Below are 23,023 nucleotides of genomic sequence, written 5' to 3'. Positions count from 1 at the left end.
GGGGGCAGCGGGACCACCGCACCGCCGCTGTAGTTTGGCAGCCATGCCCGATGACGACGTCCTCGACGCCCTCCGCGCCTTCGTCCGGGAGCGGGAGTGGGCGCAGTTCCACTCGCCGGAGAACCTCGCGAAGAGCATCAGCATCGAGTCGGGCGAGCTGCTCGAGTGCTTCCAGTGGGGCGGGAGCGACCTCCCGGCCGCGGTCGAGGAGCTCGCGGACGTCCTGACGTACTGCTTCCTCCTCGCCGACCGGCTCGGAGTCGATCCCGGCGCGATCGTCCTCGACAAGCTCGAGAAGACGCGCGCGAAGTACCCGGTGGAGAAGGCGCGGGGCCGGAGCGAGAAGCATGACCGGCTTTGAGCTCGAGCGCCTGCCCTTCGACGGGGACCGAGTGCGCGCCTGGGGAGCCGCCGACCCTCGCCACCGCAACTGGCCCGTCGTGTACGTCCTCGACAGCGCCTCGGAGGTCTACGTCGGCGAGTCGCTGAACGCGGAGGCACGGCTGCGCCAGCACCTGGACTCGCCGGTCAAGAGCCGACTCGATCGCGTGCGGGTGGTCTTCGACGACACGTTCAACAAGTCTGCCTGCCTCGATCTCGAGTCGTTCCTCCTGCGGATGCTCGCCGGCGAGGGACGCCTGACGGTCCTCAATCAGAACGCCGGCATCACCGACGCCGACTACTTCGACCGCGCGTCGTACCGCGAGACGTTCGACGAGGTCTTCGAGGTACTCCGCACCCGGGAGCACCTCTTCCAGCGAACGCTCCCGGAGATCGTCAACAGCGACCTCTTCAAGCTGTCGCCGTTCAAGGCGCTCAACCACGATCAGGCCGTCGCCGTCGAGGACATCCTCGAGGGGCTGTTCGCCGACCTCGAGTCCGGCGAGCGGAGCACCGTCGTCGTGCAGGGCGACCCGGGCACCGGGAAGACCGTCGTCGCCATCTACCTGCTGAAGCTCCTGCAGGACATCCGCCGGCACGACCCGGAGGAGCCGCTGGACGCCGACTCCGTCTTCAGCGAGTTCTTCACCCCGGGGCACGCCGAGCTGCTCGCGACGCTGCGGGTCGGCCTGGTCGTGCCGCAGCAGTCGCTGCGCGGGTCGATCTCGCGGGTGTTCACGCTCACGCCGGGGCTGTCGAAGGACCTCGTGCTGACGCCGTTCCAGGTCGGCGAGAGCGACGAGCCGTTCGACCTGCTGCTCGTCGACGAGGCGCACCGGCTCAGCCAGCGCGCGAATCAGCCGTCGGGGCCGCTGAACCGGAAGTTCATCGACATCAACGAGCGCCTCTTCGGCGAGGACTCGGTGGAGCACACGCAGCTCGACTGGATCCGCGCGCAGAGCCGGCACACGATCCTGATGCTGGACACCGCGCAGACCGTGCGCCCGGCGGACCTGCCCGCCACCGTCACCCGAGCCGTGCTGGCCGAGGCGTCGGCCGCGGGTCGGCTCTACCCGCTCCGCTCGCAGATGCGCATCGCCGCGGACAAGGACTACGTCGGCTACGTGCGCGCCGTGCTGTCCGACGAGCCTCCCCCCGCGCGAGAGGACTTCGGCGAGTACGACCTGCGCTTCTTCGACGACCCGAGCGAGCTGCGGCGGGCCGTGGTGCAGCGCGACCGGGAGCACGGCCTCTCGCGACTGGTCGCCGGCTACGCGTGGAAGTGGGTCACGAAGACGGACAAGGGCGCCTTCGACATCGTGATCGGCGACGAATCGCTCCGCTGGAATCAGACGCAGCGCGACTGGATCAACTCCCCCGGCGCGATCGACGAGGTCGGCTCGATCCACACGGTGCAGGGCTACGACCTGAACTACGCCGGAGTGATCATCGGCCGGGACCTGCGCTACGACACCGCCTCGGGCCGCATCGTCTTCGACCGCGCGCACTCCTTCGACAAGAAGGGCCGCGAGAACAACAAGAAGCTCGGCATCACCTACAGCGACGAGGACCTGCTCGCCTACGTGCGCAACATCTACACGGTGCTGCTCACCCGCGGGATCAGGGGGACCTACGTGCACGTCTGCGACGAAGCACTCCGCGCGCACCTGGCGCGCTACTTCTGAGCAGGGATCACGGAGCCGCAGACGTTCGGAGTCACACGACACGACGAAAAGCGGTACAGGTATAGTGAACCTGTATCGAATTCTGCTGAGGGGAGGGCGAGCGTGGACGCCACGACTGTGCCGGACCTTCTCGACTACCGCGGTCTGGCTGCGCAAGGCCTCACCCGGTACGGCCTCGACCACCTGATCCGGACCGGCGAATTCGAGCGCATCGCTCCCGGCCTGTTCCTCCGATCGGGGCTCGCCGACGACACGACGGCGGCGTGGATCGCGATCGCGGCGAAGAACGCCGACGCCACGCTGTGCCTGCTGACGGCGCTCTCGCTGCACGAGCTGACCGACGAGATCCCTTCTCGAAGCGACGTCGCTGTTCCACGCGGCGCTCAGACGGTCACCGTGCATCACGCCCTCCTCACGTGGCACCGGTTCGATGCCGGCACCTTCGGCGTCGGTCGCGGTGAACACGCACTCCCCGGTGGGATGTCGATCGGCCTCTACTCGGCCGAGCGCACCCTGATCGACGTCTTCCGGCTGCGGCACGTCTGGGGCGCCGACCTCGCGCTCGGCGCGCTCAAGCAGTGGCTCCGCAGGCGGGGCAGCAGCCCGGGTGCGCTGCTCGCGATGGCCGAGGGCTTCCCGATGGCGCGTCCCGCACTCCAGCAGGCCCTGGAGGTTCTTCTGTGAGCCCTGGTCCGCAGCACGGCACCCCGGCGGGGAACGCGATCCTCGCCATCCGCTCCTTCGCCCGGCGGTCCGGCGCGGACGTGCAGGAGCTGATGACCCTGTACGCGCTCGAGGGGCTGCTGGCGCGGATCGCGCTCTCCGAGTACCGCGAGGACTTCGTTCTCAAGGGCGGTGTGCTGCTCGCCGCGTTCGCTGCGCGCCGCCCGACGAAGGACATCGACCTCCAGGCGACCGGACTCGACAGTGACCCCGAGGAGGTCGCGGAGCGTGTTCGAGCGATCGCGGCGCTGGGGTGCGCCGACGGCCTCGTCTTCGACCCGTCCGCCGTCACCGCGACGACGATCCGCGACGAGGACGAGTACGCGGGCGTTCGAGTGAGACTGACCGCACAGCTCGGCACTGCGCGGTTGACCATCGGGATGGACGTGAACTTCGGCGACCCAATCTGGCCTGCGCCACGCCTCATCGATCTGCCGCGCGTCGTCCCTCTCGGCCTCCCACCCGTGACGGTACTCGGGTACCCGCTGACGATGGTGATCGCCGAGAAGATCATCACTGCCATCGACCGCGGTGTCGCCAACACTCGATGGCGTGATTTCGCAGACGTCCACGTGCTCACACGACTCCACTCGGTCGACGCAGGAGAGCTCCGCACCTCGATGACCGCTGTCGCCGAGTACCGCGGGGTCGCGCTGGCGCCCCTCCTGCCCGCGCTCGCGCCCATGAGCGAACGAGCACAGCAGAAGTACCGCGCCTGGCGTACCCGCTCGCACCGAGACGGCGAGCTCCCCGAGGCGTTCGGCGATCTGCTCGGCGCGGTCGCGCGCTTCGCCGACCCGGTGCTGTCCGCCGCCGTGGCCGGTCGATGGAATCCTGTCGTCGCGACCTGGGAGTGACGGTGAGGCCGCGCTGCTGACCGGCGCGGGGATCCGGAATGACGAGGCTGCACGAGCCTGCGCTCGAGGGCGGTGGCGTCCTCGGCGGTCAGGGGCCGGAGAACGTGACGGCGGTCGCGCCGCTGGGGACGGTGGCGGCGGCGAGTGTCGCCGCAGCGCGGTCGGCGTCGCTCGTCAGGGTCACGTCGAGGTGGTCGGGGGCGGCGCGGAAGCCCGCGGTGGGGACGGCGGCCGAGATCGCGGTCCAGAGGCGCTGGGCGTCGTCGAGCCAGGGGCCCGGAGTGCCGGTGACGAGCAGCGAGCGGTCGGCGCTCTGGACGCTCACGTGCAGGGGCGGGGCGTCGGGGAGGAGCGCGGGGGCGTCGCGGGCGAGAGCGAAGGCGTCGTCGGCGGTCGTCTGCTCCGCCAAGAAGAGGCTCAGGCCGCTCACGCGGTCCTCGCTGTCATCGGCCGCGAGGGCGAGGGAGGAGACTCGCGGGTCGTCCCGGAGCGCGAGGGCGGCGGCGATCCGGCCGGACGTGAGGTCCTCGTCGCCGGACACGGGCAGGGTGAGGTCGTCGGCGTCGAGGAGGATCCGCACGTCGCCCGTCGGGCGCTTCGCGGCGAAGGCGGCCAACCGCTCGGCGAGGGACGTCACGTCGGCGTCGGAGAGGTCCTCGCGGGCGACGACCTCGGCGCTGACTCCGCCGGTGAACGGCATGTCCTCGACCGTCGCGAGCTCGACGTCGGCGACCGCCTCGTCGCTGGCGAAGGTGCGTGTGAAGTCGGCGCGGAAGGAGTCGCCGCTGCAGCCGGTCAGCAGGAGCACCGCGGTCAGGACGACGGCGGCCCGGCCGAGCCCGCGCGCCCTCCCCTGTCCCATCGGGCCAGCGTACGTCCGGACCGCGGAGTGCACGGGGAGTGGACGGATCGCCCGCCGCGTGCTCGTCGAGCGAGGGGGCGTCGATCCGGCGCGGAGGGTCGTCCTCGGGCGGTCGGGGCGACCGCGGGTGACGGATCGGCGACGGCTGGGCGGGGCGCGGAGTCAGGGCGCTCAGGCGAGCGCGGAGACCAGCAGGGAGACGCCCGCGAGGACGGCGAGAGCCGTCGACCAGTAGCCGAGGACGAGGGCGAAGGTGGCGAAGCCCCAGCCGGCCTCGCCGGTGCGCCGGATCTGCGCCCGGGCGACGTGGCCGAGGACGAGGCCGACGAGACCGACCACGAAGGCGGCCACGAAGGCCACGATCGAGACGGTGTTGACGCGCGGATCCGTCACGAGGCCCGCGTCGCGGCGGGCACGGCCCTGCGCGACGGCGACAGGGACGCCGATCGCGGCGACGAGGACCGGCGACAGGACGCCGAGGATGATGATGACGTGCCAGCCGGCGAGTCCTGCGAACATCCGGCCAGCCTAGGAAGCGGAGGGCCCGACGGGGATCCTCCGGCAGGAGGAGAAGCGCCGGCGGCCCCCGCACCGGCGTCCGCGGCCCCACCACGCCGGGCCGCCCGCGTCGAGGGCGGGCGGCCCCGGGTCGTCAGCTCGTGGAGGGGACGGCGGTGGGATCGGCCGACGGAGCGGGCGCGGCGGCCGAGGTCGAGGCCACGCCCCGGCCGAAGGCCTGGCCCTGGAGGATGGCTCCGAGGTCGACGCCGGTCGCGGACTTGACGCTGTCGAACGTGGCCGTGAGGCTCGCCGCCTGCTCGCGGGCGATGTGCGTGGCCGCGGTGTCGCCTCCGATCAGGGTGATGGTGCCGACGTTCTGGTAGCCCTTCGCGAACTCCGCCATCAGGGACGGCAGCTGGCCGATGAGCTCGCGGCCCAGGATCGCCTCCTGGTTCTCGCGGAGCGCCTCCGCCTCGGCCTGGATCGCGGCGGCGCTCGCCTCACCCTTGGTGCGGATGGCCTCCGCCTCGGCGGAGGCGTTCGCGCGCAGGGCCTCGGCCTCGGCACCGGCCTTGGCGCGCAGAGCGTGGGCCTCCGCCTCGGCGCGGGCACTGACCGCCGCCGCCTCGGCCGCAGCCGACGCCTGGCGGGCCTCCGCCTGGCGCTGGACGGCGTAGGCCTCGGCGTCGGACACCTGCTGCGCGACCTGGCGGTCGGTCTCGGCCTTCTTCGCGCGGCCGTAGGCGTCGGCGTCGGCCTCGGTCTGGCGCCGGTACTTCTCGGCGTCGGCCACGCGCTTGACGTCGGCGTCGAGCTCGGCCTGCCGGTTCTCGGCGCGCTGGACGAGGACGGCCTGCTCGCGCTCGGCGCGGGCCAGGTTCTCGGCCTGCTCGGCCTCGGCGTTGGCGCGGCCGACCTCGGACTTCGAGGCCGCAGTGTTCTTGTCGAAGGCGGTCTGCTCGATCAGGTTCGCCTCGTCGGTGGCGAGCTGACGGGCCTTGACCTCGCGGGCCGCATTGATCCGGGCGACGTCGGCCTCGCGCCTGACGCGCTCGATCTCCTGCGCACCGAGCGCCTCGATGTAGCCGTTGCGGTCGGTGACGCCCTGGATGGCGAAGGAGTCGAGGACGAGTCCCTGGGCGAGCAGGTCGCCCTTGATGCCCTCGGCGATCTCGTCGCCGAGCTTCTGGCGGTCCTGCATGACCTCCTCGACGCTGAGCTTCGCGACGACGCCGCGCAGCGCGCCCTCGAGCTGCTCGGTGGTGAAGACGTCGATCGACTGGTCCTGCGAGGCGAAACGCTCGGCGGCGGCGCGCACCTGGTCCGGCGTCGAGCCGATCTTGACGAGGGCGACGCCCGCGAGGTGGATCGTGACGCCGTTCTTGGTCTGCGCGACCGGCTCCATCTTGATCTGCCGCGACCGCAGCGAGATGCGGTCGGAGCGCTGGGTCAGCTTGTTGACGAACGCGCCGCCGCCGGTGATGACGGTCATGTTCGAGGTCAGGCCGTCGTCGCCCTTCTGCTTCTTTCCGACGATCACGATGGCCTCGTCGGCCTGCGGGACCTGGTACCAGGCGCGGAAGATGAAGAAGCCGATGATGGCGAGCAGCAGGACGACACCGACGACGATGCCGGCGCCTACGACCCAGAGCAGATCAGAATTCATGGACGAGGGACCCCCTTCTCGGAACCCGCGCGGGGCGGGTTTCTGAGCGATGTACAGGTTCATCGTGGCATGGACGGGGTTCCCGGGCGTCGGCCGGACGGCGGATGCGGCGTCCTGTGCGCGGGACGCGCGGCGGTGCCGGACGGAGAGCAAGACCGTGGTCGGGACGCCCGGCGACAAGCGGGATCGCAGCGAGAGGAGCCACAACGGCGACGAACGCCGGGCGATGCTTCGACTCTCGCGAGCACTTCAGTGCTGGGGTACCTGGACTCGAACCAAGAACAACTGAACCAGAATCAGTCGTGTTGCCAATTACACCATACCCCAATGGTCATCCGGCGGTGAGGCCGGGACCAGGCGGCGGCCGGAGTGGAACTCGGCGCCGAGAGACGACAGTACCCTACGGACGCACGCCGCTCAAATCGGCTCCGCGATCGTGCACGGCGAGGGCCTCCGACTCGGGCGCGGCCTCGCCGAGGCGGGCGCGGACGAGGTCGCGGTTGATCGCCGAGGCGACCTGCGCGCCGGAGCCCGCGGCGACGATCAGCTGCTGCGGTCCGGGGGCGGTGACCTCGCCGGCGGCGTAGAGGCCGGGGACGGAGGTGCGGCCGCCCGCGTCGACGCGGAGGAAGCCGTCGGGGTCGACCTCGGGGCCGGCCGGGTCGAGGTAGTCGAGGACGGGGACCCACACCGGGCGGACGAAGGCGCCGGTGCGCGGGATCACATCGCCGTCGGCGAGGGCGACGCCGGTCATCACGGCACGCTCCCCCACCAGGTCCGCGACGGGGCGGCGCTCGATGCGGATGCCGATCGAGTTCAGGAGCGACTCGTCGGTGTCGCTGACGACTCCGACGCCGTTGGTGAAGACGATGAGGTCGGTCGACCACTGGGAGAGGAGCATGGCGCGCTCGGCGAGGTCGGCGGTCTCGCCGATCAGGGCCAGCGGCTCGCCGGCCTTCTCGTAGCCGTCGCACTCCATGCAGCTGTGCACGGCGGTGCCGTAGTAGGCGCGGAGGCTGGGCAGCGTCGGGAGGCGCTCGGAGAGGCCGCCCGCGACGACGACCGCGGTCGCCAGCACGGAGCGGTCGGCCGAGCCGCGGACGCCCTTCGCGGTGACGACGAACTCGCCGCCGGAGCGCTCGACGGCGGTCACCATCGCGTTGTGCACCTGGGCCTCCTCGTACTGCTCGAGCTCGGCGCGGCCGAGGCGGCGCAGCTCGAGCGGCGAGACGCCGTCGCGGGTCAGGAAGCCGTGCGAGTGCAGGGTCGCCGCGTTGCGCGGCCGGTTGCTGTCGAGCAGCAGCACGCTGCGGCGCGCGCGGACGAGATTCAGCCCCGCCGAGAGCCCCGCGGGGCCGGCGCCGATGATGACGACGTCGTAGTGGCCGCCCTGCACCTCCGCCACGATCAGCTCCGGGTGTCGGCGAGGCGGGCGAGGCGGGCGATCGACTCGGACTTGCCGAGGATCTCCATCGACTCGAACAGCGGCGGCGAGACGCGGCGGCCCGAGATCGCGGTGCGCAGCGGCCCGTAGGCGATGCGGGGCTTGAGGCCGAGGCCCTCGATCAGCGCGCCGGCGAGCGCCTCCTGGATCGAGGCGGTCAGCCACTCCCCCTCGGGCACGAGCTCGAGGGCGCCGATCGACGCGGCGAGGACCTCGCCGGCGTTCGCGGGCAGGCCCTTCAGCGCGTCCTCGTCGTACGACAGGGCGTCGGCCGTGGTGAAGAGGAAGCCGAGCATGCCGGGCGCCTCGCCGAGCAGGCCGATGCGCTCCTGGACGAGCGGGGCGGCGGCGTCGAGGACGGCGCGCTGGTCTGCGGTCGGCTCGGTCTCGAGCACGCCGGCGGCGATCAGGTAGGGGATCGTCCGCTCGGTGAAGTCGTCGACCGCGAGCAGGCGGATGTGGTCGCCGTTGATCGACTCGGCCTTCTTGAGGTCGAAGCGCGCGGGGTTGGGGTTCACGTCGGCGACGTCGAAGGCGGCGATCATCTCGTCGATCGAGAAGACGTCGCGGTCGTGGGTGAGCGACCAGCCGAGCAGGGCCAGGTAGTTGACCAGGCCCTCGGGGATGAAGCCGCGGTCGCGGTGGTGGAAGAGGTTGGCGGAGGGGTCGCGCTTGGAGAGCTTCTTGTTGCCCTCGCCCATCACGTAGGGGAGGTGGCCGAAGCGCGGGACGAAGGTCGTCAGTCCGATGTCGATCAGCGCGTGGTACAGCGCGATCTGCCGCGCGGTGGAGGGCAGGATGTCCTCGCCGCGGAGGACGTGGGTGATCTGCATCAGCGCGTCGTCGACCGGGTTCACCAGCGTGTAGAGCGGCTGGCCGTTGGGGCGGACGACGACGAAGTCGCTGAAGGAGCCGGCCGGGAAGGTGATCTCGCCGCGGACGAGGTCGTCGAAGGAGAGGTCGGCGTCCGGGACGCGCAGGCGCAGCGCCGGGCTCCGGCCCTCGGCGCGGAAGGCGGCGCGCTGCTCCTCGGTGAGGTCGCGGTCGAAGTTGTCGTAGCCGTGCTGCTTGGCGCGGCCGGCCGCCTCGTTGCGCGCGTCGATCTCCTCGGCGTTCGAGTAGCTCTCGTAGAGGTGGCCGGAGGCGAGCAGGCGCTGGATGACGTCGGTGTAGACGTCGCTGCGCTCGGACTGCCGGTACGGGCCGTGCGGGCCCCCGACGCCCACGCCCTCGTCCCAGTCGAGCTTCAGCCAGCGGAGCGCGTCGATGAGCTGCTCGTAGCTCTCCTCGCTGTCGCGGGCCGCGTCGGTGTCCTCGATCCGGAAGACGAAGGTGCCTCCGGTGTGCCGCGCGTAGGCCCAGTTGAACAGGGCGGTGCGGATGAGGCCGACGTGCGGCGTCCCGGTCGGGGACGGGCAGAAGCGGACGCGGACGTCGCTCCCGGACGCGATCGTGAACGGGTGCGCGTCGTGGGCGCGATCGGAGGGCGGGGTGAGCTCAGACATACGGGGCGATTCTAGCGGCGGGGCGGGGAGGGGCGCCGGTACTGGACACGGGCGGGCTCGGGCCGACCTCGGGCTCGCGGAATCCGGTCGGGCACGCGGGAATCCGGGGATTCGGCGAGCCGAGGGGGGAATCGCGAGCCGGAGGTCGCAGCGGCAGGGTGCGAAGCGGCCGGGGCGGGCGGAGCTCTTAGCGCGAAGCAGTGCTCCGAGTCAACGGACTTCTCGAACGGGAGGAGCAGTGGTGGCCTGTGGCTACTGCTTCTCCCCCGGGGCCGCTCGACGACGAGCGCGTCGCATCCTGCCGCCCCGGACGCGCCAGCATGCCCGGAAAGGGGTCCCGATGAGCACGGTCGTTCTCGACACCGCCCTCTCAGCGCTCGCCCCTGCGACCGACTCGCCGAGCGAGCCCGCCTCGCCGCGCGAGGAGAAGGACGCCCGCACCCTCTCGCTCTTCCAGGCGGCGGCGACCGCCGACGACGCCGAGGGCGCCCGGATCCGGGAGCGCATCGTGCTCGACCACCTCGGGCTGGCCGAGGCGATGGCGAACCGGGTGTCCCGCGCCGGCGGCGACCGCGCGGACCTCCGCCAGGTCGCCTACGTGGGGCTGGTCAAGGCCGCCCGCCGCTTCACGCCGGAGCGCGGCGACAGCTTCGCCGCCTTCGCGGTGCCCACCATCACCGGCGAGCTCAAGCGCCACCTGCGCGACCTCGGCTGGATGATCCGCCCGCCCCGCGGCGTGCAGGAGCTGCACCGCCGCTCGGCCGTCGTCGCCGACGAGCTCGCGCAGGAGCTCGGCCGCCACCCGAGCGATCGGGAGATCGCCGCGCGGCTCGGCGTCGAGCCGGCCGAGGTCGCCGACGCGCGCGCGGCCGGGCATCCGCTCTCCCTCGACGAGACCATCGGCGAGACCGGCGTCCGGCTGGCCGAGACGATCGGCGGGGAGGACGAGGACCTCGCGGCGATCGACCGCCGGCACGGCCTGGCCCGGGCGCTCGCCGAGCTCGAGAACGGCCAGCGCGAGCTGCTCCGGATGCGCTTCGTCGAGGAGATGACGCAGCAGCAGATCGCCGACGCGCTCGGCACCACGCAGATGCAGGTCTCGCGGCTGCAGCGCCGGATCCTCGCGCAGCTCGCCGACCGCCTCGGCGCCCCGTCGCGCAGTCATCAGCCGAAGGCGCCCCGGAACGGGGTCGCGACCGTCACGCCCGTCCACCCTGCGGCGCGGCTGCGGACCGCCTGAGGTGCGCGTCGGCGCGCGAGGGCAGGGTGGCGAGCGCGTCGAGGACGTGCTCGGTCCGCACCGCGAGGAGCGCCGGATCGGGCTCGGAGGAGAAGACGTCGCCGCGGCGCAGCGACGCGTCGGTCAGCACGACGTGCGGTCCGCTGACCGGCGGGCCCCAGGCCTCGGGCGGCGCCGGTCCGAAGATCACGACCGACGGGATGCCGTAGGCGGACGCCAGGTGCGCGGCACCGGTGTCGACCGTGACGAGCACCTCCGCCGCGGCGACGACCGCGGCGAATCCACTCAGATCGATCGCGCCGGCGAGCACCTCGCCCGTTCCGGCCAGCTCGGCGACGCGGCGGGCGCGGTCGGCCTCGTTCGCGCCTCCGGTGTAGACGACGCGGTGCCCCTCGGCGGCCAGCGACCGCGCGACCGCGGCGAATCGCTCCTCCGGCCACTCGCGCGAGCCGTAGAACGCGCCGATGTGCACGATCGCGGCGCCGTCGACGGGCGCGGGCACGGCCGGGACGGCGATGCCGACGTCCTCGGGGTCGGCGTCGAGACCGATGGAGTTGACCAGGCGGGCCCAGCGCGCGCGCTCCAGCTCGCCGTCGATCCAGAGCGGGCGCGGGTCGTCGTGGCTCGCGTCGGGGTCGAGGGCGGGGACGCGGAACTCGAGGCGGCGCTCGGGCTCGAGCGCGATCAGGGCGTCGCGGGACTCCGGGCCGTTGCCGTGCAGGTTGACGGCGAGCTCGATGCGACCGGGCGCGACCGGCAGCGGATCGTCCAGCCCGCGCAGGGTCGGCACGAGGGCGTCGAGGCCGTCGATGAGGTCGACGATCGGCTCCAGCCAGGGCGTGGTCGCGAGGATCAGCCGGTGCTCGGGGAAGCCGCGGCGCAGCGCCTTGAGGGCGGGGACGGCCACGAGGATGTCGCCGAGCTTGAGGGCTCGCAGGGCGAGGATCTCCGGGGTTCCATCCGGGTCGGTGAGAGCGCGCACGGCGCCTCCTTCCTGTCGGAGGTCCCGTACCCCGCTCCGGCGACCTCAGACGCGCGGATCTCGAGCGGGCGGCCCCGCGGCTCCGACGCGCCCGAGCGGACCACTTCTCCTCCCCCGCGTTTGGAACCCGGAGGAGGGGGGTACGAGGGAGAGGTGAACGACTCGATCCAGCCGGGCTCCGCGCACCGCACCGCGGAGGACGCCCCCGCCCCGCGCGCTGCGCGGCTGCGCGGAATCCTCTTCGACCGCGACGCGACGCTCGTGGTCGACGTGCCCTACAACGGCGACCCGGCGCTGGTCGAGCCGATGCCCACCGCGCTGGACGCGGTCGAGCGGGCCCGCGAGGCGGGACTGAAGCTCGGCGTCGTCACGAACCAGTCCGGCATCGCCCGCGGCATCATCGACCGCGCGCAGGCCGACGCCGTGAACCGCCGGGTGGACGAGCTGTTCGGCGGCTTCGACGCCTGGATGCTCTGCCCGCACGGCCCCGAGGACGGCTGCGCCTGCCGCAAGCCCGCGCCAGGCATGGTGCTCGACGCCGCGCGGACCCTCGGGCTGCCCGCCGGCTCCCTCGCGGTGATCGGCGACATCGGCGCGGACGTCGGCGCGGCCGCTGCCGCGGGCGCCCGCGGCGTGCTCGTGCCCACCCCGATCACCCGGGCCGAGGAGGTGGCCGCCGCACCGCTGCGCGCGGCGACGCTCCTCGAGGCCGTCGAGCTGCTGCTGGCGATGCAGCCGGACGAGGACGCCGAATGACCCGCCGCGTGCTGGTGGCGCGCCTGGACAGCGCCGGCGACGTGCTGCTCTGCGGACCGGCCGTCCGCGCGATCGCGGCCGACGCCGAGGTGCTGCTGCTCGCGGGACCGCAGGGCGCGCCCGCCGCGGCGCTGCTGCCGGGGCCTGTGGCCGTGCGCACCTGGTCCTGCCCGTGGATCGGCGACGCCTCGCGCCCGGTCGACTCCGCCCTCGTGGCGGAGCTGCGGTCGATCGTCGAGGAGTTCGCTCCGGACGAGGCCGTGATCCTCACCTCCTTCCACCAGTCGCCGCTGCCGCTGGCGCTGCTGCTGCGCCTGTCGGGCGTCGCGCGGATCTCCGGCGCCTCGGTCGACTTCGCCGGCGCGCTGCTCGATGTCCGGCTGGTACCGGGCGAGACGCTCGAGGAGGACCAGCCCGAGCCGGAGCGCGCGCTCGCCATCGCGGCGGCGGCGGGCTTCGCGCTGCCCGAGGGCGACGACGGGCTGCTGCGGGTGAACCGCGAAGGCGTCCTCCCCGCCGTGCTCGAGGGCGTCGGACCGTACGTGGTCGTGCATCCCGGCGCCGCGGTACCCGCGCGGGCCTGGCCCGCCGAGAACGCGGCGCGCGCGGTCGAGCTGCTCGCGGACTCCGGAGTCGCGGTCGCCGTCACCGGCGGCCCCGGCGAGCGCGCGCTCACCGCGCAGGTCGCCGGCAGCCGCGGCATCGACCTCGGCGGCGCGACCGACTTCGCCGGTGCGGCCGAGGTGCTCGCCCGCGCCGAGGTCGTCATCAGCGGCAACACCGGACCGGCGCACCTGGCCGCGGCCGTCGGCACGCCGGTGGTCAGTCTGTTCGCGCCCGTCGTCCCGGCGATCCGCTGGGCGCCGTACGGCGTCCCGGTCGAGCTGCTCGGCGACCAGCAGGCCGCCTGCGCCGGCTCGCGCGCCCGCGTCTGCCCCGTCCCCGGTCACCCCTGCCTCACGGGAGTGAGCGCCGAGGAGGCGGTCGCCGCCGCCCACCGACTCCGTGCGCTCCCGCGGCGCGACTCCACGACATCCACCACGACACCCTCGGAGGCGCTCGCATGAGGATCCTGCTCTGGCACGTGCACGGCGGCTGGGCGGACGCGTTCGTCCGCGGCGACCACGAGTACCTGCTGCCCACCACTCCCGCCCGCGACGGCTGGGGCCTCGGCACCGGCGGCCGCGACTGGCCGAACACGATCGAGATCGCACCGGAGGAGCTGCGCGACGCCGACGTCGACGTCGTGCTCCTCCAGCGGCCCGACGAGCTCGCCGAGGCGGAGCGCCTGCTCGGCCGCCGGCTCGGCCGCGAGATCCCGGCGGTCTACGTCGAGCACAACACGCCCCGCGGCGACGTGCCCGACAACCGCCACCCGCTCGCCGATCGCGACGACCTCCTCCTCGTGCACGTCACGCACTTCAACGCGCTGATGTGGGACACCGGATCGACCCGCACCACGGTGATCGAGCACGGGATCAACGACCCCGGCCCCCTCTACACCGGCGAACTCGCGCGCTTCGGCGTCGTCATCAACGAGCCGGTGCGCCGGCAGCGGGTGACCGGCACCGACCTCCTGCCGCGCTTCGCCGCGGTCGCGCCGCTCGACGTCTTCGGGATGAAGACCGAGGGCCTCGTCGGCACGCCCGGGCTGCCCGCCGACCGCCTCGACGTGCTCGGCGACGTGAAGACCGGCGCGATGCACGCGGAGCTGGCTCGACGCCGGGTCTACCTGCACCCGTTCCGCTGGACCTCGCTCGGCCTGGCGCTGCTCGAGGCGATGCACCTGGGGATGCCGGTCGTCGCGCTCGAGACCACCGAGGCCGGCCGCGCGGTGCCGCCCGAGGCCGGCGCGATCTCCAACGACCTCGACGCGCTCGCCGCGGCCGCCCGAGAGCTGATGGAGGACCCGGAGCGGGCCGCCGTCGCCGGTGCGGTCGCCCGCGAGGCCGCGCTCGCGCGCTACAGCCTCGGCCGCTTCCACCGCGACTGGGACGAGCTGCTCGGCGACCTCGCCGCCGCCCCGCGCACCCTCTCCACCGCCGGAACCCGCGAAGGGAGCACCCGATGAGCACCCCCCGTCCCCTCTCGATCGCGATGGTCTCCGAGCACGCCAGCCCGCTGGCGACGCTCGGCGGCGTGGACGCCGGCGGCCAGAACGTGCACGTCGCGGCCCTCGCCGACGCGCTCGCGCGCCGCGGCCACCGCGTCACCGTCTACACCCGGCGCGACGACGCGTCGCTCCCCCGCCGGGTGCCCTTCACCTCCGGCGTCGAGGTCGTGCACATCGACGCGGGCCCGGCCGCCAAGGTCTCCAAGGACGAGCTGCTGCCGTTCATGGGCGACTTCGCCGTCGACCTCGCGAACGACTGGCTCGACTCCCGCCCCGACCTGGTGCACAGCCACTTCTGGATGTCCGGGGTCGCCGCGCTCGACGCCTCCGAGCGGGTGGAGCGCGCCACCGGGCGCCGCGTGCCCGTCTTCCACACCTTCCACGCGCTCGGCGTGGTGAAGCGCCGCCAGCAGGGTGCGCTCGACACCAGCCCCGAGGAGCGCGCCTGGCTCGAGCCCGGCGTCGGCCAGCGGGCGGACGGCGTCGTCGCCACCTGCTCCGACGAGGCCTTCGAGCTGAAGGGCCTCGGCGTGCCCACCTCGAGCATCTCGGTGGTGCCCTGCGGCGTGGACCTCGAGCGCTTCACGCCCGACGGACCGGTCGCCGAGCGCACCGGGCGCGTCCGGTTGATGAGCATCGGCCGCCTCGTGCCCCGCAAGGGCATGGGCCACGCGATCGAGGCGCTCGCCCGCCTGGTCGCCGACGGCTGCGACGCCGAGCTGGTCGTCGTCGGCGGCTCCGGCTCGGGCGACGCGCTCATCGCCGACCCGGAATACCAGCGCCTGCACGGAGTCGCCGAGGGCCTCGGAGTCGCCGACCGCGTGGTCTTCGCCGGCCAGCTCTCGCAGACCGAGATGCCGGCGATGCTCCGCTCCGCCGACATCGTGATCTGCGCGCCCTGGTACGAGCCGTTCGGCATCACCCCGCTGGAGGCGATGGCCTGCGGCGTGCCGGTGGTCGCCTCCTCCGTCGGCGGGCTGATCGACACGGTCGTCGAGGACGTCACCGGCGTGCACGTGCCGCCGCGCGACCCCGCCGCCCTCGCCGAGGCCCTCGCCGCGCTGATCGCCGACCCCGAGCGCGCCCGCGCCTACGGAGCCGCCGGCCGCGCCCGCGTCGAGTCCCGCTACTCCTGGGACCGCGTCGCCGCGGACACCGAGCGCGCCTACCTGACCACCCTCGCCGGACTCGGCGACGGCGATGCCGCCAGGAGCGGCACCGCTCGCACCTCCCTCTCCTCCACCCCCCGGAAGGCGGCCCCGCGCAGATGAGCATCGACACCGTTCTGGACACCCCGACGGACACGCCGTCCGACACCCCCACGGACGCCGCCCGGCGCCTCGTCGACGACCACGTCGCCCGCGCGCTCGACGTCGTCGCGCAGCTCGAGCGACACTCCGACCGGATCGTCGCCTGGGGCGTCGAGCTGGCGGACCGCCTGCACACCGGCGCCCGGCTGCTCGCGGCCGGCAACGGCGGCTCGGCCGCGGAGGCGCAGCACCTCACCGCCGAGCTGGTCGGCCGCTTCGACGGCGACCGCATCCCCTTCTCCGCGATCTCGCTGCACTCCGAGACCTCGAGCCTCACCGCGATCGGCAACGACTACGGCTTCGACCACGTCTTCGCCCGCCAGGTCACCGCGCACGCCCGCAGCGGCGACGTCGTCGTGCTGCTCTCGACCAGCGGCCGCAGCGCCAACCTGCTGCACGCGGCCGAGGCGGCCCGCGCGGCCGGCGCCCGCACCTGGGCGCTCACCGGCGACGGGCCCAACCCGCTGACCGAGGCCTGCGACGAGTCGATCGCGCTCGAGGGCCACGGCTCGAACGTGCAGGAGGCGCAGCTCGTGCTGGTGCACGCGCTCTGCCGGGCCTTCGAGCACCGGATCCGGGTGCGGACGGGGGCGGCCGCGTGAGCCGCATGCGGATCGCCGTGGTCGGCGACGTGATGCTCGACGTCGACCTCTCCGGGCCGGCCGAGAGGCTGAGCCCCGACGCGCCGGTGCCGGTGGTCGACGTGTCGACCCGCGGGGTGCGCGCCGGCGGTGCCGGGCTGGTCGCGCGGATGCTGGTGCGCGACGGCCACGAGGTCGTGCTGGTGACGGCGCTGGCCGACGCCGCAGATCCCGATGCGGCCGAGCTGCTCGCCGCCCTCGACGGCGTCCGAGTGGTCGCCGGGCCCTCCGGCGCGCCGACGCCCGTGAAGACGCGCGTCGCCGCCTCCGGCCAGGCGGTCGTCCGCTTCGACCGCGGCTGCGAGCGCCCGCCGGTGCCGACCGTGACCGAGGAGATGCTCGCCGCACTCGGCGAGGTCGACGCGGTCGTCGTCGCGGACTACGGCCGCCGGCTCACCGAGGACGCCTCGCTCCGCGCCGCCCTCGACGCTCTCACCGTGCCGCTGGTCTGGGATCCGCATCCGCGCGGGACCGAGCCCGTCGCCGGGACGACGCTCGCGACGCCGAACCTGGGCGAGGCGACCGGCTTCTCCGGGGCCTCGGGCCGCGGCGTCACCCTCGCCGAGACCGCCGCGACGACGCTGCTCGAGCGCTGGGGCTGCGGCGCGGTCGCCGTGACGATGGGCTCCGGCGGTGCTCTGGTCCGCTCGCGCGGTGCCGGCGTCCCGGTGGTGCACCCGGCCGCCGCGGTGCCGCCGACCGATCCCTGCGGGGCGGGCGACCGCTTCGCCGCCTCCGCCGCCGTCGCGCTGGCCGGCGGGGCCAGCCCCTCCGAGGCGGTCGGCGCGGCCGTCGCCGCGGCCGGGGCCTACCTGCTCGCGGGCGGCGTCTCCTCCCTCGGCGCTCCCGCCGACACCGCCGCCCTGCACGGGGCGTCGGGAGTGGACGCGCTGCGCGTCGCCGAGGCCGTCCGCGGCGCCGGCGGCACCGTGGTCGCGACCGGCGGCTGCTTCGACCTGCTGCACGCCGGCCACGCGCGCACGCTCTCGGCCGCCCGGGCGCTCGGCGACTGCCTGATCGTCTGCCTCAACTCCGACGACTCCGTCCGCCGGCTCAAGGGACCGGCCCGGCCGATCATCCCCGAGGACGACCGGGTCGACCTGCTGCTCGCGCTCGAGTGCGTCGACGCGGTGCTCGTCTTCGGCGAGGACACCCCCGACGAGGCGCTGCGCCGCATCCGCCCGGACGTCTGGGTGAAGGGCGGCGACTACTCCGCCGAATCGCTGCCCGAGACCGCCACGGTCGCCGAGTGGGGCGGCCGCGTCCTGACGGTGCCGTACCACGCGGGCCGCTCGACCACCCATCTCGCCGCCGCGCTCGCGCGCGTCGGCTGACCGCGTCGGCTCCGGCCGACCACCGCAGACCCGGCCGGCCTCGCCGACCGCCGCCCCACCACGTCGGCCCCGCCGACGACGAGGATCCTGGAAGGGACACCCATGACCACCACCCCCACCCCCATCGGCCGCGTCCTGATCACCGGAGGCGCCTCCGGACTCGGAGCCGCCGTCGCCGCCGCCGTCACGGCCGCGGGCGGCACCCCGATCGTCCTCGACCGCGACGTGTCGAACGTGCAGGAGGGCGTCGCCGCCTACCAGGTGGACGTCGCCAAGACGCGCGAGGCCGAGAAGGCCGTCGTCGAGATCGCCCGCGAGCACGGCGGACTCGACGCCGTCGTGACCGCGGCCGGCATCGACCGCTGCGGCCGCCTCGTCGACGTCGAGCCGGAGGAGTGGGAGCGCGTGATCTCGGTCAACCTGCTCGGCACCGCGGCCGTCGTCCGCGCGGCGCTGCCGTTCCTCACCGAGACCCACGGCCGCGTCGTCACCGTCGCGTCCTCGCTCGCGATCAAGGCCGTCTCGGACGCGACCGCCTACTGCGCGTCGAAGTTCGGCGTGCTCGGCTTCACGCGGGCGCTCACGGCCGAGACCAAGGGCGAGATCGGCGTCACCACGCTGATCCCCTCCGGCATGAAGACCCGCTTCTTCGACGACCGCGACGCCCAGTACAAGCCGGGCCCCGACGCGCTCCTCAACGACCCGGAGAACGTCGCCAACGCCGTGATGTTCGTCCTCGGCCAGCCCCGCGGCTGCGAGGTCCGCGAGCTCGTCATCACCCACGAGGAGGAGCCCTCCTGGCCGTGAGCTGACGCCCCCGTCGGGGCTCCGCGAGATGCCACTTGAGTACGCACGCCTCGGCGTGTCGCGTACTCGAGTGGCATCTCGCGATTGGGGGCAGGGCCGGGCGTCGTCAGCGGGTGGAGGCCAGGACGCCGCGGACGTCCTCGAGGACCCGGGCGACGGGGACGTCGTCGACGAAGGACAGCTCGTGCTCGCAGCGCGGGGCGGTCCAGCCGACCTGGGTGACGTCGATGCCGCAGATCGGGCAGCGGACGGTCCAGCTCAGCTGGACGCGGTGGCGCTGGCGGCCGAGGGGCTGGGCGTTGATGGCGTTGCCGACCCAGAAGACGCCGACCGTGGGCGCGCCGACCGCCGCCGCGAGGTGCCGCGGGCCGCTGTCGTTGCCGAGCACGAGGTCGGCGAGCGAGAGCAGCGGACCGAGATCCGGGAGCTCGACCGTGCCGGCCCAGGACACCGCGCCCGGAGCGCCCGCGACGATCGCCTCCGCGGCGGGCGCGTCGGAGGCGTCGCCCACGACGAGCACGCGCGCGCCGTCGGCCAGCAGCGCGCGGGCCACCTCGGCGAAGTTCGCGGAGCTCCAGCGGCGCCGGACGTCGGTCGCGCCCGGGTGGATCAGCACCAGCGGCCCCCCGGCGGGCAGAGCCGCGGCGAGGCGGTCGCGGCGCTCCGGGTCGACCTGCAGCGACGCCTCGAGCCGGACGGCCGGGGCCCCCGCGAGCCCGACGATCTCGAGCGCCCGCAGCATCTCGTGCTGGTAGTAGACGTAGGGGATGGTGCGCTCCAGCTCGGCCGCGTCGTCGGTGCGCGAGCCGATCGTGTGCCGCGCGCCGAGGCGCTGCAGGAACGGGTTGGAGAAGCGGCCGCCGCCGTGCAGCTGCACCGCGAGATCGAAGCGGCGCGCGCGCATCCGCTCGGTGAAGTCCTCGACGACCCGCGGGTCCTCGCCCTCGCCGTCGCGGACGCCCTGCGCCACCGGCAGGATCTCGACGTCGCTCACCGGCGACTCCACGCCCTGCAGCAGCACGCGGTGCGCCGGAGTGCCGAGCAGCACGATCTCGGCGCCCGGGTAGGCGGCGGCGAGCGCGTCCACGGCGGGCAGCGCGAACAGCAGGTCGCCGAGTCCGCCGCCGCGCAGCACGGCGATCCTCTCGACTCCGTCGAAGCGGTCTCGGAGCGGGGCGATGGCGACCACGGGCGTTCCTCTCGGTGGGGCGGAGTCGCGCGCGGCGGCTCCGGGGAAGGGGCACTCCTCCTCTTCCCCGTCGGAGGCGATCCGAAACCGTCGGCGACCGGTGCGGGAGCATCGCAGCGAACCGAGAAGCCCTTCGACCCGCCCTGCTGATCACGGTGGGTCTCGATACGCCCCTCCGGGGCTACTCGACCAGCATGGACGGGTCATGCTGATCGAGTAGCCCGCACAGCGGGCGTATCGAGATCCACCACCGTCAGAACAGGAGTCCGCAGACCCGCCCTGCTGATCACGGCGGGTCTCGATACGCCCCTCCGGGGCTACTCGACCAGCATGGTCGGGTCATGCTGATCGAGTAGCCCGCGCAGCGGGCGCATCGAGATCCACCAGCGTCAGAACAGGAGTCTGCAGATCCGCCCTGCTGATCACGGCGGGTCTCGATACGCCCCTCCGGGGCTACTCGACCAGCATGCAGGGAGGGGCACCGCCGCGTTGCTCTCGGAGCTCAGTCGCCGGCGAGCGCCGCCCGGCGGATCTTGCCCGCGTCGTCGCGCAGCGGGGTCCGCTGGAGTCGCAGAGCCCGCGGTGCCCGCGAGCCGAGGTGCTCGCGCGCGAAGGCGAGCAGCTCCTCCTCCGTCACGGCGGCGTCCGCGATGTCGACGACCGCCTCGATCGCCTGGCCGAGCTCGGCGTCAGCGACGCCGAAGGCGACCGCGCCGCGCACCGCCGGGTGCTCCTCCAGGACGCGCTCGATCTCGGCCGGGTAGATGTTCACGCCGCCCCGCAGGATCAGGTCGTCCGCCCGGTCGAGCACCGTCAGGAAGCCGTCGGCGTCGACCGAGCCGAGGTCGCCGAGGGTGTCCCAGCCGTCGTCGGTCCGCTTCGACTCCCCGCCGAGGTAGCGGTAGGTCGGCTCGCCGCGGCGCAGCTGCACGAGCCCGGGCTCACCGGCCGCACACTCCGACCCGTCCGGCCGCAGCACCCGCAGCTCCGTCCCGCCGATCGGCCGGCCGACGCTCCCCGGCCGCTCCAGCCACTCGTCGCCGCGGATCATCGTCAGCCCGTTCGACTCGCTCCCGGCGTAGACCTCGACGACCCGCTCGGCACCGATCCAGTCGATGAGCGCGCGCTTGTCCGCGGGCGGGCACGGCGAGCCGAGGTGCAGCACCGTCTCGAGTGACGACACATCCGCGTCCCGGTGCCCGGGCGCGCGCAGCAGCCGGTGGATCATCGTCGGCACCAGCAGCGCCCAGGTCACCCGGTGCTCCGCGATCGCCGCGAGCACCCGCGCCTCGTCGAAGCGCGGCAGGATCACCAGCCGCTGCCCGGTCAGCAGCCCGCGGAAGGCGTAGGTGAAGGTCGCGGAGTGGGTGAGCGGCCCGGCCACGAGCTGCACCCCCTCCCGCGGCAGGAACGCCGCGACCGGCTGCGTCGGATCCATCAGCGCGGGCGCCGCCGCGAGCACGATCTTCGGTCGCCCGGTGCTGCCGGAGGAGGCGGGCGCCTTCCAGGACGAGGCCCAGAGATCCGGCAGCGCGTCGTCCGGCAGCGCGGGGTCGGGCGCGAAGCCCGCGGGTACGAAGGGCACGCCCTCCAGCTCCACGCCGATGCTCAGCGACGGCCGCCCGAGCGCGCCGACCTCGGCGAGCTCCCGAGCCGACAGCCCGCGCGAGAGCGGCTGCGGCGTCGCGCCCGCCTTCCAGATCGCCGCGCAGGCCAGCACCAGCTCGGCGCTGTTGGGCAGCGAGACCGCGACGAGCGAGTCCGGAGTGACGCCCCGCGCCGCGTAGGCGCGCGCGAGCCGGTTCGAGGCCCGGTCCAGGGCGCCCGCGGTGAGGGTCGCGTCGTCGGCGACGACCACGACGCGCTCGGGGTCCCGCTCGGCGAGCGCCGAGAAGCAGCGCGAGAACGACCGCCGCATCAGCTGCCGCCGACGTGAGAGAGGTACAGCGCCTCGTGGCTCGCCGCGACGTCGTCCCACGAGTGCGAGAACGCCAGCTCCCGCCCGGACCCGGGCTCCGGCGCCTCCCCCGCGAGCGCCGCGGCGAGCGCCGCCCGGATCCCCGCCACGTCGCTCCCGTACGCCACCGTCTCCCCGAACACCTCTCGCAGCACCGGCAGATCGCGTGCGACGACCGGCACCCCCGCGGCGAGCGCCTCCATCGCCGCCAGCCCGAAGCCCTCCTTGGTCGAGACGAAGCCGAGGACCGCCGCACCGGCGACGAGCGCCGCGAGCCGCTCCTCCGGCACCGTGCCGAGCACCACCGGCACGACGCCCAGCTCCGCCGCCCGGCGCTCGAACTCCTCGCGGTAGCCCCGGTAGTCGAACAGCGTCTCCCCGCCGCCGAAGACGAGCGCGGTCCCCGGAGCCAGCCCCGCGAACGCCTCCAGCAGGTCGATGCTGCCCTTCCGCGGCTCGATGCCGCCGAGCGCGAGCACGTAGCGGCCGAGCTCGGCCCGCCACTCCCCCGCCGCGGCACCGCCGGTCGCGGCCGCGAACCGCGCGGCGTCGACGCCGTTCGGGATCACCGCCGGAGCCCGCCCCCAGCCCGCCGCCACCTCGTCGGCGACCGCCCGCGACACCGCGAGCAGACCGGCCGGCCCGGTGATCGCGCGCTCGTGGCAGGCGATCAGCGCCGGCGTCGTGAAGGCGTCGAGATGGTGCACCGTGCGGAGCAGCCCGTTGGCCCCCGCGAAGCCCGCGTCGAGCGCGGCGTTGGCCGAGATGCAGTCCTGCGCGTGCACGACGTCCCACTCCTCCCTGTCGTCGCCGAGCGCGACGGCCAACGCGTCGAGCGAGCGGACGATCCGGTCGCCGACGTCCTCCCCGTCGCGCGCCGCGAACGGCACCACCCGGACGGCCACCGCGGGGTCGACCGCGCGGAAGAAGGCGGAGTCGCCGCCGCGGCCGAGCGTCCAGACGGTCACCTCGTGCCCGCGCCGGGCCAGCGCCTCTGAGAGCGCGAGCGTGTGCACCACGCCGCCGCGGGGCTTCGTGGAGTAGGTCAGCTGCGCGATCCGCACGGGGTC

21 protein-coding genes and 1 tRNA gene are annotated in these 23,023 nt (G+C 74.0%); 12 read left to right on the top strand and 10 right to left on the bottom strand.

The features are described from left to right. The first annotated feature begins 43 nt into the window (after positions 1-43). The 4 genes from EDF17_RS17725 (at position 44) to EDF17_RS17710 (ending at position 3,646) form a co-directional block, all read left to right on the top strand. The gene (locus EDF17_RS17725) at positions 44-361 is read left to right on the top strand and encodes a nucleotide pyrophosphohydrolase (RefSeq protein WP_123447937.1); all 318 of its coding nucleotides are present in this window, start codon (positions 44-46) and stop codon (positions 359-361) included. Continuing rightward, positions 348-2,066, top strand: coding sequence for a DUF2075 domain-containing protein (locus EDF17_RS17720; protein WP_123447938.1), 1,719 nt, complete (start codon positions 348-350; stop codon positions 2,064-2,066). The genes EDF17_RS17725 and EDF17_RS17720 overlap by 14 nt, the downstream gene beginning before the upstream one ends. A gap of 102 nt (positions 2,067-2,168) precedes the next feature. Next, positions 2,169-2,750 carry a hypothetical protein gene (locus tag EDF17_RS17715; RefSeq protein ID WP_123447939.1) on the top strand — a complete coding sequence of 194 codons (582 nt, stop codon included), beginning with the start codon at positions 2,169-2,171 and terminating at the stop codon, positions 2,748-2,750. After that, positions 2,747-3,646 carry a nucleotidyl transferase AbiEii/AbiGii toxin family protein gene (locus tag EDF17_RS17710; RefSeq protein ID WP_185020010.1) on the top strand — a complete coding sequence of 300 codons (900 nt, stop codon included), beginning with the start codon at positions 2,747-2,749 and terminating at the stop codon, positions 3,644-3,646. The genes EDF17_RS17715 and EDF17_RS17710 overlap by 4 nt, the downstream gene beginning before the upstream one ends. Before the next feature lie 88 nt (positions 3,647-3,734). Here EDF17_RS17710 and EDF17_RS17705 read toward each other — a convergent pair whose 3' ends face one another. From EDF17_RS17705 to gltX, 6 genes are all read right to left on the bottom strand, one after another. Further along, a complete protein-coding gene (locus tag EDF17_RS17705) occupies positions 3,735-4,508 on the bottom strand; it encodes a hypothetical protein (RefSeq protein ID WP_123447940.1) in 774 nt (257 codons plus the stop codon). 171 nt (positions 4,509-4,679) lie between these two features. Next, positions 4,680-5,027 (bottom strand): DUF4190 domain-containing protein, encoded by a 348-nt coding sequence (locus tag EDF17_RS17700; protein ID WP_123447941.1) that lies wholly within the window; start codon positions 5,025-5,027, stop codon positions 4,680-4,682. Positions 5,028-5,160: 133 nt separating this feature from the next. Beyond that, positions 5,161-6,675: an SPFH domain-containing protein gene (locus EDF17_RS17695; RefSeq protein ID WP_123447942.1), complete on the bottom strand. Its 1,515-nt coding sequence runs from the start codon at positions 6,673-6,675 to the stop codon at positions 5,161-5,163. A 255-nt stretch (positions 6,676-6,930) separates the two neighbouring features. Next, positions 6,931-7,002 (bottom strand) — tRNA-Gln (locus tag EDF17_RS17690). 73 nt (positions 7,003-7,075) lie between these two features. Beyond that, complete coding sequence (locus tag EDF17_RS17685) at positions 7,076-8,080, bottom strand: NAD(P)/FAD-dependent oxidoreductase (protein ID WP_243732955.1); 1,005 nt, start codon at positions 8,078-8,080, stop codon at positions 7,076-7,078. Between the two features lie 2 nt (positions 8,081-8,082). After that, positions 8,083-9,624, bottom strand: a complete 1,542-nt coding sequence (gltX, locus tag EDF17_RS17680; RefSeq protein ID WP_123447943.1) for a glutamate--tRNA ligase — start codon at positions 9,622-9,624, stop codon at positions 8,083-8,085. 340 nt (positions 9,625-9,964) lie between these two features. Between gltX and EDF17_RS17675 the strand changes: the two genes are divergently transcribed. Further along, the gene (locus EDF17_RS17675) at positions 9,965-10,864 is read left to right on the top strand and encodes a sigma-70 family RNA polymerase sigma factor (protein ID WP_166649732.1); all 900 of its coding nucleotides are present in this window, start codon (positions 9,965-9,967) and stop codon (positions 10,862-10,864) included. Here EDF17_RS17675 and EDF17_RS17670 read toward each other — a convergent pair. Further along, the gene (locus EDF17_RS17670) at positions 10,824-11,846 is read right to left on the bottom strand and encodes a glycosyltransferase family 9 protein (RefSeq protein ID WP_123447945.1); all 1,023 of its coding nucleotides are present in this window, start codon (positions 11,844-11,846) and stop codon (positions 10,824-10,826) included. The genes EDF17_RS17675 and EDF17_RS17670 overlap by 41 nt on opposite strands. Positions 11,847-11,999: 153 nt before the next feature. Between EDF17_RS17670 and EDF17_RS17665 the strand changes: the two genes are divergently transcribed. From EDF17_RS17665 to EDF17_RS17635, 7 genes are all read left to right on the top strand, one after another. Then, positions 12,000-12,602: an HAD family hydrolase gene (locus EDF17_RS17665; protein WP_311316448.1), complete on the top strand. Its 603-nt coding sequence runs from the start codon at positions 12,000-12,002 to the stop codon at positions 12,600-12,602. After that, positions 12,599-13,669, top strand: a complete 1,071-nt coding sequence (locus tag EDF17_RS17660) for a glycosyltransferase family 9 protein (RefSeq protein ID WP_123447946.1) — start codon at positions 12,599-12,601, stop codon at positions 13,667-13,669. The genes EDF17_RS17665 and EDF17_RS17660 overlap by 4 nt, the downstream gene beginning before the upstream one ends. Beyond that, positions 13,666-14,673: a glycosyltransferase gene (locus tag EDF17_RS17655; protein ID WP_123447947.1), complete on the top strand. Its 1,008-nt coding sequence runs from the start codon at positions 13,666-13,668 to the stop codon at positions 14,671-14,673. Before EDF17_RS17660 ends, EDF17_RS17655 begins: the two co-directional genes overlap by 4 nt. Then, positions 14,670-15,986, top strand: coding sequence for a glycosyltransferase (locus EDF17_RS17650; protein ID WP_123447948.1), 1,317 nt, complete (start codon positions 14,670-14,672; stop codon positions 15,984-15,986). Before EDF17_RS17655 ends, EDF17_RS17650 begins: the two co-directional genes overlap by 4 nt. Continuing rightward, a complete protein-coding gene (locus EDF17_RS17645) occupies positions 15,983-16,627 on the top strand; it encodes an SIS domain-containing protein (RefSeq protein ID WP_123447949.1) in 645 nt (214 codons plus the stop codon). The genes EDF17_RS17650 and EDF17_RS17645 overlap by 4 nt, the downstream gene beginning before the upstream one ends. Before the next feature lie 5 nt (positions 16,628-16,632). Continuing rightward, positions 16,633-18,000, top strand: a complete 1,368-nt coding sequence (locus tag EDF17_RS17640; protein ID WP_123447950.1) for a PfkB family carbohydrate kinase — start codon at positions 16,633-16,635, stop codon at positions 17,998-18,000. Between the two features lie 102 nt (positions 18,001-18,102). After that, complete coding sequence (locus tag EDF17_RS17635; RefSeq protein ID WP_123447951.1) at positions 18,103-18,807, top strand: SDR family oxidoreductase; 705 nt, start codon at positions 18,103-18,105, stop codon at positions 18,805-18,807. Positions 18,808-18,913: 106 nt separating this feature from the next. Here the strand turns inward: EDF17_RS17635 and EDF17_RS17630 are convergent, their stop codons facing one another. From EDF17_RS17630 to EDF17_RS17620, 3 genes are all read right to left on the bottom strand, one after another. Beyond that, on the bottom strand, positions 18,914-19,996 hold the full coding sequence (locus EDF17_RS17630; protein WP_123447952.1) for a glycosyltransferase family 9 protein: 1,083 nt from the start codon (positions 19,994-19,996) through the stop codon (positions 18,914-18,916). A gap of 502 nt (positions 19,997-20,498) precedes the next feature. Beyond that, positions 20,499-21,914, bottom strand: a complete 1,416-nt coding sequence (locus EDF17_RS17625) for an AMP-binding protein (protein ID WP_123447953.1) — start codon at positions 21,912-21,914, stop codon at positions 20,499-20,501. Next, positions 21,914-23,017, bottom strand: a complete 1,104-nt coding sequence (locus EDF17_RS17620; protein ID WP_123447954.1) for an MSMEG_0565 family glycosyltransferase — start codon at positions 23,015-23,017, stop codon at positions 21,914-21,916. The genes EDF17_RS17625 and EDF17_RS17620 overlap by 1 nt, the downstream gene beginning before the upstream one ends. Positions 23,018-23,023: the final 6 nt, after the last annotated feature.

The organism is Rathayibacter sp. PhB1, from assembly GCF_004362935.1.
Lineage (GTDB): Bacteria > Actinomycetota > Actinomycetes > Actinomycetales > Microbacteriaceae > Rathayibacter > Rathayibacter festucae.
The sequence above is the reverse complement of the archived record's forward strand: the minus strand, read 5'-3'. Positions and strand labels throughout refer to the sequence as shown.

Coding starts and splice junctions, on each gene's coding strand:
- EDF17_RS17725 (WP_123447937.1), top strand. CDS start 44: ATGCCCGATGACGACGTCCTCGACGCCCTCCGCGCCTTCGTCCGGGAG.
- EDF17_RS17720 (WP_123447938.1), top strand. CDS start 348: ATGACCGGCTTTGAGCTCGAGCGCCTGCCCTTCGACGGGGACCGAGTG.
- EDF17_RS17705 (WP_123447940.1), bottom strand. CDS start 4,508: ATGGGACAGGGGAGGGCGCGCGGGCTCGGCCGGGCCGCCGTCGTCCTG.
- EDF17_RS17700 (WP_123447941.1), bottom strand. CDS start 5,027: ATGTTCGCAGGACTCGCCGGCTGGCACGTCATCATCATCCTCGGCGTC.
- EDF17_RS17695 (WP_123447942.1), bottom strand. CDS start 6,675: ATGAATTCTGATCTGCTCTGGGTCGTAGGCGCCGGCATCGTCGTCGGT.
- gltX (WP_123447943.1), bottom strand. CDS start 9,624: ATGTCTGAGCTCACCCCGCCCTCCGATCGCGCCCACGACGCGCACCCG.
- EDF17_RS17675 (WP_166649732.1), top strand. CDS start 9,965: ATGAGCACGGTCGTTCTCGACACCGCCCTCTCAGCGCTCGCCCCTGCG.
- EDF17_RS17660 (WP_123447946.1), top strand. CDS start 12,599: ATGACCCGCCGCGTGCTGGTGGCGCGCCTGGACAGCGCCGGCGACGTG.
- EDF17_RS17655 (WP_123447947.1), top strand. CDS start 13,666: ATGAGGATCCTGCTCTGGCACGTGCACGGCGGCTGGGCGGACGCGTTC.
- EDF17_RS17650 (WP_123447948.1), top strand. CDS start 14,670: ATGAGCACCCCCCGTCCCCTCTCGATCGCGATGGTCTCCGAGCACGCC.
- EDF17_RS17645 (WP_123447949.1), top strand. CDS start 15,983: ATGAGCATCGACACCGTTCTGGACACCCCGACGGACACGCCGTCCGAC.
- EDF17_RS17640 (WP_123447950.1), top strand. CDS start 16,633: ATGCGGATCGCCGTGGTCGGCGACGTGATGCTCGACGTCGACCTCTCC.
- EDF17_RS17635 (WP_123447951.1), top strand. CDS start 18,103: ATGACCACCACCCCCACCCCCATCGGCCGCGTCCTGATCACCGGAGGC.
- EDF17_RS17625 (WP_123447953.1), bottom strand. CDS start 21,914: ATGCGGCGGTCGTTCTCGCGCTGCTTCTCGGCGCTCGCCGAGCGGGAC.